Here is a 14,805-nt window from a genome sequence, read left to right as displayed (position 1 = left end):
GGAGCCTGTTTCATGGCAAAGTTTTTTATCGATCGCCCGATCTTCGCTTGGGTGATCGCCATCATCCTGATGCTGGCGGGGGTCGCGTCGATCTTCAACCTGCCGATCGCGCAGTATCCGACTATCGCGCCGCCTGCCATCCAGATCAGCGCGACCTATCCGGGCGCGTCGGCCACGACCGTCGAAAACACGGTGACGCAGGTGATCGAGCAGCAGATGAGCGGCCTCGACCACTTGCTGTACCTGTCGTCGACGAGTGACGACTCGGGCACGGCGACCATCACGCTCACCTTCGCGGCCGGCACGAACCCGGACATCGCGCAGGTGCAGGTGCAGAACAAGCTGCAGCTCGCCACGCCGCTTCTGCCGCAGGCCGTGCAGCAGCTCGGCACGAAGGTCACGAAGTCGAGCAGCAGCTTCCTGCTCGTGCTGGCGTTCGTCTCCGAAGACGGCAGCATGAACAAGTACGACCTCGCGAACTACGTGGCGTCGAAGGTGCAGGACCCGCTCTCCCGGATCGACGGCGTGGGCACGGTGACGCTGTTCGGCTCGCAGTACGCGATGCGCATCTGGCTCGACGCGATCAAGCTGACCAACTACGGCCTGACGCCAGTCGACGTGAAGACCGCGATCACGAACCAGAACGTGCAGATCGCGGGCGGCGGGCTGGGCGGCACGCCGTCGGTGCAGGGGCAGATGCTGCAGGCGACCATCACGGAAGCCACGCTGCTGCAGACGCCCGAGCAGTTCGGCAACATCCTGCTGAAGGTGAACCCGGACGGCTCGCAAGTGCGCCTGAAGGATGTGTCGCGCATCGACCTCGGCGGCGAGAACTACAACTTCGACACGAAGTACAACGGCGCGCCGACGGCCGGCTTCGGTATCCAGCTTGCCACCGGCGCGAACGCGCTGCAGACGGCGAAACTGGTGCGCACGAAGATCGACGACCTGTCGAAGTATTTCCCGCACGGGCTCGTCGTGAAGTATCCGTACGATACGACGCCGTTCGTGAAGCTCTCGATCGAGGACGTGGTCAAGACGCTGATCGAAGGTATCGTGCTCGTGTTCCTGGTCATGTACCTGTTCCTGCAGAACCTGCGCGCCACGCTGATCCCGACGATCGCCGTGCCGGTGGTGCTGCTCGGCACGTTCGCGATCATGTCGATCGTCGGGTTCTCGATCAACACGCTGTCGATGTTCGGGCTGGTGCTCGCCATCGGCCTGCTCGTGGACGATGCGATCGTGGTGGTGGAAAACGTCGAGCGGGTGATGGCGGAGGAGGGCTTGTCGCCGCGCGATGCCACACGCAAGGCGATGGAGCAGATCACCGGCGCGCTGATCGGCGTGGCGCTCGTGCTGTCGGCGGTGTTCGTGCCGGTGGCGTTCTCGGGCGGCTCGGTCGGCGCGATCTACCGGCAGTTCTCGCTCACGATCGTCGCGGCGATGGTGCTGTCCGTGCTCGTCGCGTTGATCCTGACGCCGGCGCTGTGCGCGACGATCCTGAAGCCGATTCCGCAAGGCCACCACGACGAGAAGACCGGCTTCTTCGGCTGGTTCAACCGCACGTTCGCGAAGAGCCAGCAGAAGTACCACAGCGGCGTGGAGCACGTGATCAAGCGTTCGGGCCGCTGGCTCATCATCTATCTGGTGGTGATCGTGGCGGTGGGGATGCTGTTCATCCGGCTGCCGAAGTCGTTCCTGCCGGACGAAGACCAGGGCACGATGTTCGTGCTCGTGCAGGCGCCGGTGGGGTCCACGCAGGAGCGCACGGCCAAGGTGCTCGCCGACGTCCAGAACTACTTGCTGAACGACGAGAAGAGCATCGTGGAATCGGTGTTCACGGTGAACGGCTTCAGCTTCGCCGGCCGCGGACAGAACTCGGGTCTCGTGTTCGTGCGGATGAAGGACTACGCGGTGCGGCAGTCGACGAACGAGAAGGTGCCGGCGCTGGTCGGCCGGATGTTCGGGCACTTCGCGGGCTACAAGGACGCGATGGTGTTCCCGGTCAACCCGCCGTCGATTCCTGAACTCGGCACGGCGTCGGGCTTCGACTTCGAACTGCAGGACCGCGCGGGCCTCGGGCACGCGAAGCTGATGGAAGCGCGCAACATGCTGCTCGGCATGGCGGCGAAAGATCCGTCGCTCGCGCAGGTGCGCCCGAACGGCCTGAACGACAACCCGCAGTTCAAGGTCAATATCGACCGCGAGAAAGCGAGCGCGCTCGGCGTGACGGCTTTCGACATCGACCAGACGTTCTCGATCGCGTGGGCGTCGCAGTTCATCAACAACTTCCTCGACGTCGACAACCGGATCAAAAAGGTCTACCTGCAGGGCGAGGCGAAGTTCCGCATGAACCCGGAAGACCTGAACGCGTGGTACGTGCGCAATTCGGCGGGCGGGATGGTGCCGTTTTCCGCGTTCGCGTCGGGCACCTGGATTTTCGGGTCGCCGAAGCTCGAACGCTACAACGGTATCTCGGCGGTCGAAATCCAGGGCGCGGCGGCACCGGGCAAGTCGACGGGCCAGGCGATGACGGCTATCGAGGCCATCGCGGCGAAGCTGCCGGCGGGCATCGGCTACGAATGGACGGGGCTCTCGTATCAGGAACGCCAGTCGGGTTCGCAGGCGCCGATCCTGTACGGCATCTCGATTCTCGTCGTGTTCCTGTGTCTCGCGGCGCTGTATGAAAGCTGGTCGATTCCGTTCTCGGTGATCATGGTCGTGCCGCTCGGCGTGCTCGGCGCGCTGCTCGCGGCCACCGTGCGCGGGCTGGAAAACGACGTGTTCTTCCAGGTCGGCCTGCTGACCACGGTCGGGTTGTCGGCGAAGAACGCGATTCTGATTGTCGAATTCGCCCGCGAACTGCGCATCCAGGGCATGACGACGATCGAAGCCGCGGTGGAAGCGGCGCGGCTGCGGCTGCGGCCGATTCTGATGACGTCGCTCGCGTTTATTCTCGGCGTGCTGCCGCTCGCGATCAGCAATGGCGCGGGTTCGGCGAGCCAGCACGCGATCGGCACCGGCGTGATCGGCGGGATGCTGACGGCGACCTTCCTGGCGATTTTCATGATCCCGATGTTCTTTGTCGTGATCAGCAAGTTCAGCAAGGGCAAGGATACGCCGACGCCCGGCACGTCCGGTGCGATCGAAGAAGGCCCGCACGGCGGCGGTAACGGCAGCAACGGCGGCAGCGGCGCGGCCAAGGAAGGACATTGAAATGCTTAAACAGTCACATTTGCATTCACTGAAGCTTTCACTGATCGCGGCGGCCGTCGCGCTGGTGGCGGCCGGCTGCACGTTCGAGCCGAAATACGAGCGCCCTCCGGCGCCCGTCACGCAGACGTTTCCGGAAGGCGGCGTCTACGCGAACCAGCCGAACGCGTCGTCGACCGCTAGCAACGGGCGCACGGCGAACAACGTCGCCGCGCCCGACATCGGCTGGCGCGACTTCTTCGCGGATGCGCGCCTGCAGCGCATCGTCGAGCTTGCGTTGAAGAACAACCGCGATCTGCGTGTCTCCGTGCTCAATGTGGAAGCGGCGCGTGCGCAGTACCAGATCACGAGCGCGGCGCTCTATCCGACGCTCGATGCGAGCGCCAGCCAGAACAAGACGCGCACGCCGAAGAACCTGTCGTTTTTCAACCAGACGATCTCGAACACGTATTCGGTCGGGTTGAATGCGTCGTGGGAAATCGACTTCTTCGGGCGCATCCGCAGCCTGAAGGACCAGGCGCTCGCGCAGTACCTGTCGACGGCCGAATCGCGCAAGGCGGCGGAGATTTCGCTGGTGTCGTCGGTGGCTGACCAGTATCTGCAGATGCTCGCCGTCGACGACCTGCTCACCGTCACGCGCAACACGCTGAAGACCGCCGACGAGTCGTACCGGATCACCACGCTCCAGTTCGACAACGGCGTGGGTTCCGAACTCGACGTGCGGCAGGCGGAAGGCGTCGTGGAGCAGGCGCGCGCGAACCTGCAAACGGAAATGCGTCTGCGTGCGCAGGCCGAGAACGGGCTGGTGCTGCTGGTCGGCGAGCCGCTGCCGGACGATTTGCCGCCCGCGTTGCCGCTCGACACCCAGAACCTGCTGTCCGACATTCCCGCCGGCCTGCCGTCCGAACTGCTGACGCGCCGGCCGGACATCGCCGCCGCCGAGCAGTCGCTGCTCGCCGCGAACGCGAACATCGGCGCGGCGCGCGCGGCGTTCTTCCCGCGCGTCTCGCTGACGGGCAGCTTCGGCACGCTGTCGCCGACGCTGGGCGGCCTGTTCAAGCCGGGATCGGCGGCGTGGTCGTTCGCACCGCAGATTTCGCTGCCGATCTTCGAGGGCGGCGCGAACGTCGCCAATCTCGATCTGGCGCAGGTCCAAAAGCGCATCGAAATCGCCAATTACGAGAAGGCGATCCAGAATGCGTTCCGCGAAGTCGCGGATGGTCTGGCCGCGCGCGGCACGTTCGACGACCAGATCAAGGCGCTCGAACTGTTCGTGAAGTCGCAGAGCCGGCGGCTGGACTTGTCGGATTTGCGGTATCGCAATGGCGTCGACAGTTATCTTGCAGTGCTGACCGCGCAGACCGATCTGTATAACGCGCAGCAGCTGCTGATCAACGCGCGCTTGCAGCGGCTGACGAACCTCGTCGATTTGTATCAGTTCCTCGGCGGTGGCTGGATCGAGCATGCCGGCGATCAGCCGCGTCCGGCCGATGCGCCGGTGGATTACGGGGCGACGGCGCCTGCGGCGGTGCCGGCGTCGGGCGCTTCGGGCGCTTCGGTGTCGAAGCTGACGCCGGTCGAGCACTTGCTACCGTCCGCACCTCAGGCCGATACGGTTGCGAAGGGCAACGCGCCGGACTGAAGGTAGTCGCTCCAGATGAAAAAACGCAGTCCTCGAAAGAGGCTGCGTTTTTTTTGTGTCCGGCGCTTGAAGCATCAGGTGTCGTTCGACCCGAGCACGCCGCACAACAAAAAACGCCACGGTTCGCACCGTGGCGTTTGCGCAGCGACGCGTTCTGGCTCGCCCTTACTTCACTTCCCCGGCATGCGCCGTCCCGTCGAAATCATGCCCCGCGCTCCGAATCTCGCAACGGGCTTCGCGTTCCTTCCTCACCCCGTTGAACACGACGTTCAGCACCACCGCTGACACCGAAGCCAGCAGAATCCCGCTATGCAGAATCGGTTCGAGCGCATGCGGCAGTTGCGAGAAGAACTTCGGCGCGACCACCGGCACCATCCCCATCGCGATACTCACCGCGACGATGAACAGGTTGTGGTGATTCTTCACGAAGTCCACCTTCGACAGCACCTTGATGCCGTTCGCCGCGACCATCCCGAACATCACGATGCCCGCGCCGCCGAGCACGAACGGCGGCACCGATGCCACCACCTGCGCCATCTTCGGAAAGAGGCCGAGCACGACGAGAATCACACCGCCCGTCGCGCAGACGAAGCGGCTCTTCACGCCCGTCACGCCGATCAGCCCGACGTTCTGCGAGAACGACGTATGCGGAAACGAGTTGAAGATGCCGCCGATCAGCGTGCCGAGTCCATCGACGCGCAGGCCGCGCACCAGCGCCTTCTGGTCGACCGGTCGCTCCACCAGATCGCCGACCGCGAGGAACATGCCGGTCGATTCGATGAAGGTGACGAACATGACGATGATCATCGTCGCGATCGAGAGCGGGTCGAAGTGCGGCAAGCCGAAGTGGAACGGCAGCACGACGCCGACCCACGGAGCGTGCGCGACGCCGTCCATGTTGACGAGGCCGAGCGTCGCCGCGATCACGAAGCCCGCGACCATCCCGAGCAGCACCGAAATGTTCGCGATGAAGCCGCGCATGAACTTGTTGATCAGCAGGATCAGCGTCAGCACGACGAGCGACAGCAGCAGGTACACGGGATTGCCGTAGTCCGGGCTGCCGACGCCGCCCGCCGCCCAGTTGATGCCGACGCCCATCAGCGAGAGCCCGATCACCGCGATCACCGTGCCGATCACGACCGGCGGGAAGAAGCGCAGCAGCTTGCCGACGATCGGCGCGAGCAGGATGCCGACGACACCCGCCGCGATCGTCGAGCCGAACACGTCGAGGATGCCGAGACTCGGGTTCGTGCCGATCGCGACCATCGGGCCGACGGCCGCGAACGTGCAGCCCATGATGACGGGCAGGCGAATGCCGAAGATCCAGAGGCCGAGCGTCTGGATCAGGGTCGCGATGCCGCACGAGAAGAGGTCGGCGCTGATGAGGAACGCGACCTGGTCTTTCGGCAGGTGCATTGCCGCGCCGAGGATCAGCGGTACCGCCACCGCGCCCGCGTACATCACGAGTACGTGCTGAATGCCCAGCGTGAGCAATTGTCCGGTGGGTAGCCGCTCGTCGCACGGATGTACGGTGTTCGAAGCCATGTGTTGTCTCCTTCTTCCAGTTCTGATTTGGTGGCCTCAAAGGTAAGCGGCTTAAAAAGCCTCAACAAGACTGCGCGGCTCTATACGTCGCGTTCGCCGGGTGATATGCCGGGCGCCCTCGAAGTCCGGCCTCGCCGGGCGCAAAGCTTGACTGCAAAGGCCGCGGCGCATATCGGGCGATTTTTGTCGCGTGGCATAAGGCCACGATGTTGTGCGCGTCGTTATGATGTTTATCCGCTCGGCGACATACTCCGTTTTCGACCATTCGTGCGGCAATGGCGGGTTAACCCGCGATAATCCGCGTTTTCCCTTAGCGTTTTCGACGGTAAATTCTCATGCGATTTCTCGGCATCGATCTCGGCACGGCTTCGCTGAAACTCGCCATCGTCGATGAGGGCGGGCGCGAAATTGCGTTCTCGAATGCGGCCTATACGGTGTCGACCCGGCATCCGGGCTGGGCCGAGACGCCGGTCGACGAATGGTGGAACGCGCTCGTGGCCGCCGCTTCGCGATTGCCGGCGAACGAGCGCGAAGCGGTGCGCGGCATCGGCTTTTCCGGGCAGATGCACGGCGTAGTGCTGACGGACGACGAAGGGCGGGCGCTGCGTCCCGCGATGCTGTGGCCCGACACACGCGCGCGCGATTTGCTGGACGCGTGGCCGTCGCCGCAAAGCAATCCGGTCGCGCCGGGCATGGCCGGGCCGTTGCTGCGCTGGATCGCGCTGAACGAACCCGCGTTGCACCGCGAGGCACGCTGGGCAATGCAGCCGAAAGACTGGCTGCGCACGAAGCTTGGCGGCGAGCTCACGACCGATCCGTCCGACGCCTGCGCGACGGCGCTCGCCGAACCGTCTGGCCTGTGGGACGACGCGTTGATCGAGCGACTCGGCTTGCCGCGCGCGTGGTTCCCGCCGCTCGCGCCTTCGTATGCGGTGGCCGGCACGTTGTCCGCCGACGCGGCCCGCGCGATCGGATTGAAAGCGGGCATCGTGCTCGCGGTCGGCGCCGGCGACACGCCCTGCGCCGCGCTCGGCAGCGGCCTCTGCGCCGACGGCGACGCGCTCCTCACGACGGGCACGGGCGGCCAGATCGTCGTGATGTCGCACGATGCGCCCGAGCCGGTCGATGGCTTGCACGCGTATCGCGCGGCCACCGACGACTGGTATCGGATGGCGGCGATGCAGAATGTCGGCGTGGCGCTCGAAGCGGTGCGCGGCTGGCTCGCGTTCGATGCGTGGCCGCGCGCCTACGAAGACGCGTTCGCCGCGCAACCGTCCGAGCGCGTGACGTTCCTGCCGTATCTGAGCGGCGAGCGGTCGCCCTGGATGAACCCATCGGCGCGCGGCGGCTGGCTCGGCCTCGGCCTCGGCGATACGCGCGGCACCCTGATGCGCGCGGCGTTCGAAGGCGTCGCGTTTTCGCTGCGTGCCGGGCTGGATGCGATCCGCGCGAGCGGCGCCGACATCGGCACGATGCGTCTTGCCGGGGGCGGCTCGATCAATCCGCGCTGGCGGCAGTTGCTTGCCGATGCGCTCAAGGTCGAACTGCATGCCGTCGATTGCCCGAACGCCGCGACGCGCGGCGCCGCGCTGCTCGGCGGCTTCGCGCTTGGCCACTGGCATGCGGGCGACCTCGCGTCACTCGCGCCCTCGACGACGCTGGCCGCCACGCCGAACGCCGACGCCTCGCTTGAAGCCAGGCATGCGCGTTTCATCGACCTGTACGGGCGCGTGCGCGACTGGTTCTGACGCGAGTCCCAGCGAGCGCTTAAACTTGTGGCCCGCGTTCGACGAGCGCGGCATCGCGACAAAACATCGAACCTTCCCATGCCCGCCATCGACCCTTCGACATCCGCAAAGCCCGCACACCCCGATTTCCGCTCGCGCGAGTTCCTGCTCGATCACGCGTTGCGCACGATGACGTTCTATCACCCGCACTGCATGGACCCGGCGGGCGGCTTCTACCACTTCTACAAGAACGACGGCACGCTCTACGACCGCAAGACGCGTCATCTCGTGTCGAGCACGCGTTTCGTCTTCAACTACGCGATGGCGTACAAGCACTTCGGCCTCGATGAATATCGCGGCGGCGTGGCGCACGGCATCGAGTACTTGCGCGCGTTTCACCGCAATCCCGCGACGGGCGGCTATGCGTGGACGCTCGACGGCCGCGACGTCACCGACGGCACGAACCACTGCTACGGCCTGGCGTTCGTCGTGCTCGCGTATGCGAAAGCGCTTGAAGCGGGCTTCGAAGCGGCGCGCGCTTATCTCGACGAAACGTGGGACCTGATGGAGGCACGCTTCTGGGACGCGGAACACGGCCTCTACAAGGACGAAGCGACCGCCGACTGGCGAGTGTCCGACTATCGCGGGCAGAACGCGAACATGCACGCGTGCGAGGCGATGCTCGCAGCCTTCGAGGCGACGAACGACACGCGCTATCTCGATCGCGCCGCGCTGCTCGCCGACAACATGGTGAACCGGCAGGCGTCGCTTTCGGGCGGGCTCGTATGGGAGCACTACAAGCCTGACTGGTCGGTCGACTGGGCGTACAACAAGGGCGATCGCAGCAACATCTTTCGTCCGTGGGGTTTTCAGCCGGGACATCAGACCGAATGGGCGAAGCTGCTCTTGATCCTCGACCGGCATCGGCCCGAAGCGTGGCATCTGAAGCGAGCGCGCGAGTTGTTCGACCGCGCGCTGGAACTTTCATGGGACGACGAGCACGGCGGCATGGTCTACGGATTCGACCCGGACGGCCGCTTCTACGACGAAGACAAGTACTTCTGGGTCCAGGCCGAGTCGCTCGCGACGGCCGCGTTGCTGGCGGAGCGCATGTCGACGCTCGGCGACGCAGCCGCCGCGCAACATTACTGGAACGAATACGATCGACTGTGGACTTATAGCTGGGCGCATTTCGTCGATCACAAGTACGGCGCTTGGTATCGCATCCTCACGCGCGACAACCGCCAGTACAGCGACGAGAAAAGCCCGGCCGGCAAGGTCGATTACCACACGATGGGCGCGTGCTACGAGGTGTTGAACGTCACGCGCTGAATGATTTGATTTGCCACGAACAAGGAGCCGAACGATGAAGACCAAAGCCGCCATCGCATGGGAAGCGGGCAAGCCGCTGACGATCGAGGAAGTCGACCTCGAAGGGCCGCGCGCCGGTGAAGTGCTGATCGAAGTGAAGGCGACGGGCATCTGTCACACCGACTACTACACGCTCTCCGGTGCCGATCCGGAAGGCTTCTTCCCGGCGATTCTCGGGCATGAAGGCGCGGGCGTGATCGTCGATGTGGGGCCGGGCGTCGGCACGTTGAAGAAGGGCGATCATGTGATTCCGCTCTATACGCCGGAGTGTCGTCAGTGCAAGTTCTGCCTGTCGCGCAAGACGAACCTGTGTCAGGCGATCCGCTCGACGCAAGGCCGCGGACTCATGCCCGATGCCACGTCGCGCTTCTCGATCGACGGCAAGCCGCTGTTCCACTACATGGGCACGTCGACGTTTTCGAACTACATCGTCGTGCCGGAAATCGCGGTCGCGAAGGTGCGTGAAGACGCGCCGTTCGACAAGATCTGCTATATCGGCTGCGGCGTGACGACGGGCGTGGGCGCGGTCGTGTATTCGGCGAAGGTCGAGGCGGGCGCGAATGTGGTCGTGTTCGGGCTCGGCGGGATCGGGTTGAACGTGATCCAGGGCGCGAAGATGGTTGGCGCGGACAAGATCATCGGCGTCGATCTGAATCCGGGGCGCGTCGAGTTGGCGAAGAAGTTTGGCATGACGCACTTCATCAACCCGAAGGAGATCGAGAACGTCGTCGACCACATCGTGCAGTTGACCGATGGCGGCGCCGATTACTCGTTCGAGTGCATCGGCAACACGAAGGTGATGCGTCAGGCGCTCGAATGCACGCACAAGGGCTGGGGGCAGTCGTTCATCATCGGCGTGGCGGCGGCGGGCGAGGAAATCTCGACGCGGCCGTTCCAGTTGGTGACGGGCCGCGAGTGGAAGGGCTCGGCGTTCGGCGGCGCGCGCGGACGCACCGATGTGCCGAAGATCGTCGACTGGTACATGGAAGGCAAGATCAACATCGACGACCTGATCACGCACCGCCTGCCGCTCGAACGCATCAACGAGGGCTTCGACCTGATGAAGAAGGGCGAGTCGATCCGCTCCGTCGTGCTGTACTGACCGGAGACGACGATGCTTGAAATCGTGGAAGAGCACCGCTCGTGGGGCGGCGTGCAGCGGACGTACCGGCACGACTCGAAGTCGATCGGCCTGCCGATGCGCCTTTCGGTATTTTTGCCGCAGCAGGCATCGTCGGGGCGGGTGCCTGCGCTGTTTTATCTCGCGGGTCTCACTTGCACCGAGGAGACGTTTCCGATCAAGGCGGGCGCGCAGCGTCACGCGGCCGAGCACGGCATCGCGCTGATTTCGCCCGATACGAGTCCGCGCGGCGCGGGCGTGGCGAACGAGAGCGCGGCGTGGGACTTTGGCGTCGGCGCGGGGTTTTATGTCGATGCGACCGAGGAGCCGTGGTCGAAGCACTATCGGATGTATTCCTACGTGACGCAGGACCTGCGTGAGGCCGTGCTCGCGGAACTGCCGGTGCGCGAGGACCGGCTTGGCATCTTCGGGCATTCGATGGGCGGACATGGCGCGCTCGTGCTGGCGCTGCGCAATCCTGACCTGTATCGATCGGTGTCGGCGTTTGCGCCGATTGCGGCGCCTTCACGGTGTCCTTGGGGCGTGAAGGCGTTGTCGGGGTATCTTGGCGAGGATCGCGAAGCGTGGAAGCGTTATGACGCGAGTGAGCTGGTCGGAGGCGCTTCGGCGGGGCGCTTTGCCGAGGGCATTCTCATCGATCAGGGACTCGCGGATCAGTTTCTCGCCGAGCAGTTGTATCCGGAGGTTTTCGAGGCTGCCGCTGCTGCGGCGGGGCAGAAGGTGATGCTGCGGCGGCATGAGGGATATGACCACGGGTATTACTTCATCTCGACCTTCATCGGGGAGCATATTGCGCATCATGCGCGGGTTCTATATCGGTGAAAGGGTCGCTGGCGCTTGGGGGGTGGTTTACGCCGTTTGATTTTGTTGCGCTTCCATGGAACTTGTATTGTTTTTGGTTTATTTGCTCTGCCCCTGTCCGGGGCGGGACTCACTTTCTTTGCTGCTGCAAAGAAAGTAAGCAAAGAAAGCAGCTTTCCACCGCCAATTCTTGCCAGTCGCCGCTAGACCGCTCCCTCGGAGTGGTCCAACCGGGGGAGTGTCGTTAGCGGGGTTTCAACGTTGTTGGCATGTAGAAAAGGCGCGCGCGTCACACCACTACCGGGAGTGGATCAGCAGTCATTCATCCGTCTTGGCACTTCGTGCCCGACGACAGGTTCGCTAAGCGGTGAATTGAAGCATGGAGCAAGCACGAACGCAGGATATAGATATAGCGATGGGTGTTGATTTTGCCTTACGGGTGAGCGCGAAGCGCGAGGCTGGATGAATGACTGCTGGTCCACTTCGTATGGCGGTGCGATGCCCGTACCTCTTCTACATGCCAACAACGATGAAACCCCGCTAACGACACTCCCCCGGTTGGACCACTCCGAGGGAGCGGTCTAGCGGCGCATGGCAAGGATTTGCGGTGGCAAGCTGCTTTCTTTGCTTACTTTCTTTGCAGCAGCAAAGAAAGTGAGTCCCGCCCCGGACAGGGGCAGAGCAAATAAACCACTAAGAAAACAAGTTCAATAGAAGCCTGAGCGCATCAAACGGTGTAAACACTCCAACTCCAACTCCACCCCCAAGCGCCAGCGCAATTCACCTCCGTGCGACCAGACTCCCGCCGTAGACCAAAGCCGCGAGCATCGTGATCCAGAAACTCGTAGGCCAGTCGGTGTAGTAAGCGAGCACCAACCCGGCCCAAGCCTGCCCCAAGGCAAACACCGCAGCGAGTACCAGCCCGGTCCAGAGCCGCGTCGTCACGTTCTGCGCGGCCGCCGCCGGCCCGACCATCAACGCGAACACCAGCAACACGCCCACGATCTGCGTGCAAGCCGCAACTGCAAGCGCCGTAATCGCGAGAAACAGCACCGAAACGAAGCGCAGCGACACCCCCTTCGCCTCGGCCAGTTCCGGCTGCAAGGAAGCGAACAGCAACGGCCGCATAATCGCCGCAAGCGCCAAAAGACTCACCGCAGCAAGACCCGCCAGCACGACAAGCGTCTCGTGACTCACGCCAAGCACATTGCCGAACAGAAGCGCAGTAGCTTGCGTTGCGTAGGCGGTGAAGAAGTGCAAAAACAACAACCCGAGCCCAAGCGACAGCGACAAAATCACCCCGATCGCGACATCGCGCCCCGACAGCCGCTCGCCGAGCGCGCCCATGCCAATCCCCGCCGCGAGCGTGAACCCGACCATGCCCCAGAGCGGCGACACGCCGACCAGCACCGCGCCCGTCGCGCCGGTGAATCCCACGTGAGAAAGCGCATGACCGGCGAAGGTCTGTCCGCGCAACACGAGAAAATAACCAACGATCCCCGCCAGCACCGCGACGATCCCCGACGCCGCGAACGCATTCACCATGAAGTCGTATTCAAACATTGTGCGTATGCTTCCCCTTGGCCTTGTGACCGTGACCGTGGTCATGCCCATGATCGTGCTCATGTTCATGCTCGTGGCCGTCGTCGCCTTCCTCGTGCGCGTGATCGAGCTTCTCGATCTCGACATCGCCCGACATCACGAAAATGCGCCCGTTCACGCGCATGACGTCGATCGGCGAGCCATATAGCTGCGACAGTACCGGCTTCGTGATGACTTCGTCGACCGTGCCGAGCGCCGCGCGACCGTTGCCGAGATACAGCACGCGGTCGAGCGAATTCAAAAGCGGATTGAGCTCATGCGCGGAAAACAGCACGGTGATGTTCAACTCGCGCTGCACCCGCCGCACGAGATCGACGACGCCCGTCTGATGACGCGGGTCGAGGCTGATCAGCGGCTCGTCGAGCAGCAGCACTTTCGGATTGCCAAGCAGGCACTGCGCGAGCAGCAGGCGCTGCCGCTCGCCACCCGACAACTCCGATAGCGGCCGCGCGGCGAGCGCATGGGCATCGACGAGATCGAGCACGCGATCGACATCCGCGCGGATCGCGGCGCTCGCGTGCGGCAGTCCCCAGTGATGACCGTCGGCGGCCATCGCGACGAAGTCACGACCGCGCACGCGCCGTCCCGCAAGACCGCTGCGGATCTGCGGCATGTAGCCGATCGACGGATTGCCGCGCACGACCGCTTCGCCGTTCACGCGGATCGAGCCGCCCGTCAATGGCAAGAGGCCGAGGAGCGCGCGCATCAGCGTCGTCTTGCCGGCGCCGTTCGGCCCGAGCACGCCGATGAATTCGCCGGTTTGCACCGTGAAGCTCGCGTCGTTGAGGATCGCGCGGCCGCCGAGTTCGAGCGTCACATGCTCGACCCTCAGCGCGTCGTTGATGCTGGATACGCCGCTCATCGCTGCCATCCCTGCAGCGCGCCCGACAGGGCGTCGAGCTGGGAAATCATCCATTGCTGGAAGGTCTTGCCGGCGGGCAGCGTCTCGGTGACGCTCACGCTCGGCAGGCGCGAATCCTTCGCCAGCTTCAACATGCGCTTCGTCAGCGCTTCCGTGGCCTGGCTGTTGTAGATCAATACGTGCACGCGCCGCTCGCGCAGGTCGTTCTCGAAGGCGGCGATATCGGCGGCGCTCGGTTCCGTGTCGTTCATCACGGCCAGTTGGAAACGCCGGTTGCGCATCTCGAAACCGATCGCGTCCGCCATGTAGCCGAAGACGGGCTCGGTTGCGGTCACGGGCACGCCCTTGTAGTGCGAGTTGAGCACCGCGACGCGGTTGTCGATCGCCTTCAGCGACGCGAGGAATGTCGCGAGGCGCGCGTCGTAGTCGCTCTTGTGCGCGGGATCGGCCTGCACTAGAAAGCCGCTCACGGCTTTCGCGACGACCGGCATCGTGGCCGGGTCGTACCAGAGATGCGGATTGTCGCCGGACTTCCGCCCGACGAGTTGCGCCACGACGATCGTCGTGCGCTTGTCACCCTTCGATACGGCGAGCAGCTTGTCCATCCACGGATCGTAGTCGGCCCCGTTATAGACGACGAGCGCCGCATGCTGCAACGCGCGCGCGGTCTTCGGACTGGCCTCGAACAGATGCGGGTCTTCGTCGGGGTTGTTGAGGATGCTCGTCACCTGGACGCGGTCGCCGCCAAGTTGCTTCACGACGTCGGCATAGAAGTTCTCGGCTGCGACGACCGGAATGGTTGATGTCTGTGCTTGTGCCTGTACTTGTGCCTGTGAAGCAGCGCCGCTGCAAAAGCCCACGACGAGCGCCGCGGCCATCAGGATTTTTTTCATGTCGATGT

Annotated in this window: 10 protein-coding genes; 6 read left to right on the top strand and 4 right to left on the bottom strand. The window is 64.1% G+C overall.

Features of this window, described 5'->3' with window-relative positions; all coding sequences use genetic code 11:
• Window positions 1-12 precede the first annotated feature (12 nt).
• Window positions 13-3,216: an efflux RND transporter permease subunit gene (locus AWB68_RS03760; protein WP_087643020.1), complete on the top strand. Its 3,204-nt coding sequence runs from the start codon at window positions 13-15 to the stop codon at window positions 3,214-3,216.
• Between the two features lies 1 nt (window position 3,217).
• Window positions 3,218-4,855: an efflux transporter outer membrane subunit gene (locus tag AWB68_RS03755; protein ID WP_087643019.1), complete on the top strand. Its 1,638-nt coding sequence runs from the start codon at window positions 3,218-3,220 to the stop codon at window positions 4,853-4,855.
• 165 nt (window positions 4,856-5,020) lie between these two features.
• On the opposite strand, the gene AWB68_RS03750 is transcribed toward AWB68_RS03755, so the two are convergent.
• Window positions 5,021-6,400: a nucleobase:cation symporter-2 family protein gene (locus AWB68_RS03750; RefSeq protein ID WP_125482860.1), complete on the bottom strand. Its 1,380-nt coding sequence runs from the start codon at window positions 6,398-6,400 to the stop codon at window positions 5,021-5,023.
• 335 nt (window positions 6,401-6,735) lie between these two features.
• On the opposite strand from AWB68_RS03750, the gene AWB68_RS03745 reads away from it, so the two are divergent.
• From AWB68_RS03745 to fghA, 4 genes are all read left to right on the top strand, one after another.
• Window positions 6,736-8,148, top strand: coding sequence for a xylulokinase (locus AWB68_RS03745; RefSeq protein ID WP_087643017.1), 1,413 nt, complete (start codon window positions 6,736-6,738; stop codon window positions 8,146-8,148).
• A gap of 78 nt (window positions 8,149-8,226) precedes the next feature.
• A complete protein-coding gene (locus tag AWB68_RS03740; RefSeq protein WP_087643016.1) occupies window positions 8,227-9,459 on the top strand; it encodes an AGE family epimerase/isomerase in 1,233 nt (410 codons plus the stop codon).
• A 34-nt stretch (window positions 9,460-9,493) separates the two neighbouring features.
• Window positions 9,494-10,600 carry an S-(hydroxymethyl)glutathione dehydrogenase/class III alcohol dehydrogenase gene (locus tag AWB68_RS03735; protein WP_087643015.1) on the top strand — a complete coding sequence of 369 codons (1,107 nt, stop codon included), beginning with the start codon at window positions 9,494-9,496 and terminating at the stop codon, window positions 10,598-10,600.
• A gap of 12 nt (window positions 10,601-10,612) precedes the next feature.
• Window positions 10,613-11,461, top strand: a complete 849-nt coding sequence (gene fghA, locus AWB68_RS03730; RefSeq protein WP_087643014.1) for an S-formylglutathione hydrolase — start codon at window positions 10,613-10,615, stop codon at window positions 11,459-11,461.
• Between the two features lie 759 nt (window positions 11,462-12,220).
• Here fghA and AWB68_RS03725 read toward each other — a convergent pair.
• The 3 genes from AWB68_RS03725 to AWB68_RS03715 are packed head-to-tail and all read right to left on the bottom strand — an operon-like array spanning window position 12,221 to window position 14,797.
• Window positions 12,221-13,003 (bottom strand): metal ABC transporter permease, encoded by a 783-nt coding sequence (locus AWB68_RS03725; RefSeq protein ID WP_087643013.1) that lies wholly within the window; start codon window positions 13,001-13,003, stop codon window positions 12,221-12,223.
• Window positions 12,996-13,904 carry a metal ABC transporter ATP-binding protein gene (locus tag AWB68_RS03720; RefSeq protein WP_087643012.1) on the bottom strand — a complete coding sequence of 303 codons (909 nt, stop codon included), beginning with the start codon at window positions 13,902-13,904 and terminating at the stop codon, window positions 12,996-12,998. The genes AWB68_RS03725 and AWB68_RS03720 overlap by 8 nt, the downstream gene beginning before the upstream one ends.
• On the bottom strand, window positions 13,901-14,797 hold the full coding sequence (locus AWB68_RS03715) for a metal ABC transporter solute-binding protein (RefSeq protein ID WP_087643011.1): 897 nt from the start codon (window positions 14,795-14,797) through the stop codon (window positions 13,901-13,903). The genes AWB68_RS03720 and AWB68_RS03715 overlap by 4 nt, the downstream gene beginning before the upstream one ends.
• Between the last annotated feature and the right edge of the window lie 8 nt (window positions 14,798-14,805).

It is taken from the genome of Caballeronia choica (genome assembly GCF_001544535.1).
Classification (GTDB): domain Bacteria; phylum Pseudomonadota; class Gammaproteobacteria; order Burkholderiales; family Burkholderiaceae; genus Caballeronia; species Caballeronia choica.
The sequence above is the reverse complement of the archived record's forward strand: the minus strand, read 5'-3'. Positions and strand labels throughout refer to the sequence as shown.

What these genes read in the sequence shown, in the direction of transcription:
- AWB68_RS03760 (WP_087643020.1), top strand. Translation starts at nt 13, where the DNA reads ATGGCAAAGTTTTTTATCGATCGCCCGATCTTCGCTTGGGTGATCGCC.
- AWB68_RS03755 (WP_087643019.1), top strand. Translation starts at nt 3,218, where the DNA reads ATGCTTAAACAGTCACATTTGCATTCACTGAAGCTTTCACTGATCGCG.
- AWB68_RS03750 (WP_125482860.1), bottom strand. Translation starts at nt 6,400, where the DNA reads ATGGCTTCGAACACCGTACATCCGTGCGACGAGCGGCTACCCACCGGA.
- AWB68_RS03745 (WP_087643017.1), top strand. Translation starts at nt 6,736, where the DNA reads ATGCGATTTCTCGGCATCGATCTCGGCACGGCTTCGCTGAAACTCGCC.
- AWB68_RS03740 (WP_087643016.1), top strand. Translation starts at nt 8,227, where the DNA reads ATGCCCGCCATCGACCCTTCGACATCCGCAAAGCCCGCACACCCCGAT.
- AWB68_RS03735 (WP_087643015.1), top strand. Translation starts at nt 9,494, where the DNA reads ATGAAGACCAAAGCCGCCATCGCATGGGAAGCGGGCAAGCCGCTGACG.
- fghA (WP_087643014.1), top strand. Translation starts at nt 10,613, where the DNA reads ATGCTTGAAATCGTGGAAGAGCACCGCTCGTGGGGCGGCGTGCAGCGG.
- AWB68_RS03725 (WP_087643013.1), bottom strand. Translation starts at nt 13,003, where the DNA reads ATGTTTGAATACGACTTCATGGTGAATGCGTTCGCGGCGTCGGGGATC.
- AWB68_RS03720 (WP_087643012.1), bottom strand. Translation starts at nt 13,904, where the DNA reads ATGAGCGGCGTATCCAGCATCAACGACGCGCTGAGGGTCGAGCATGTG.
- AWB68_RS03715 (WP_087643011.1), bottom strand. Translation starts at nt 14,797, where the DNA reads ATGAAAAAAATCCTGATGGCCGCGGCGCTCGTCGTGGGCTTTTGCAGC.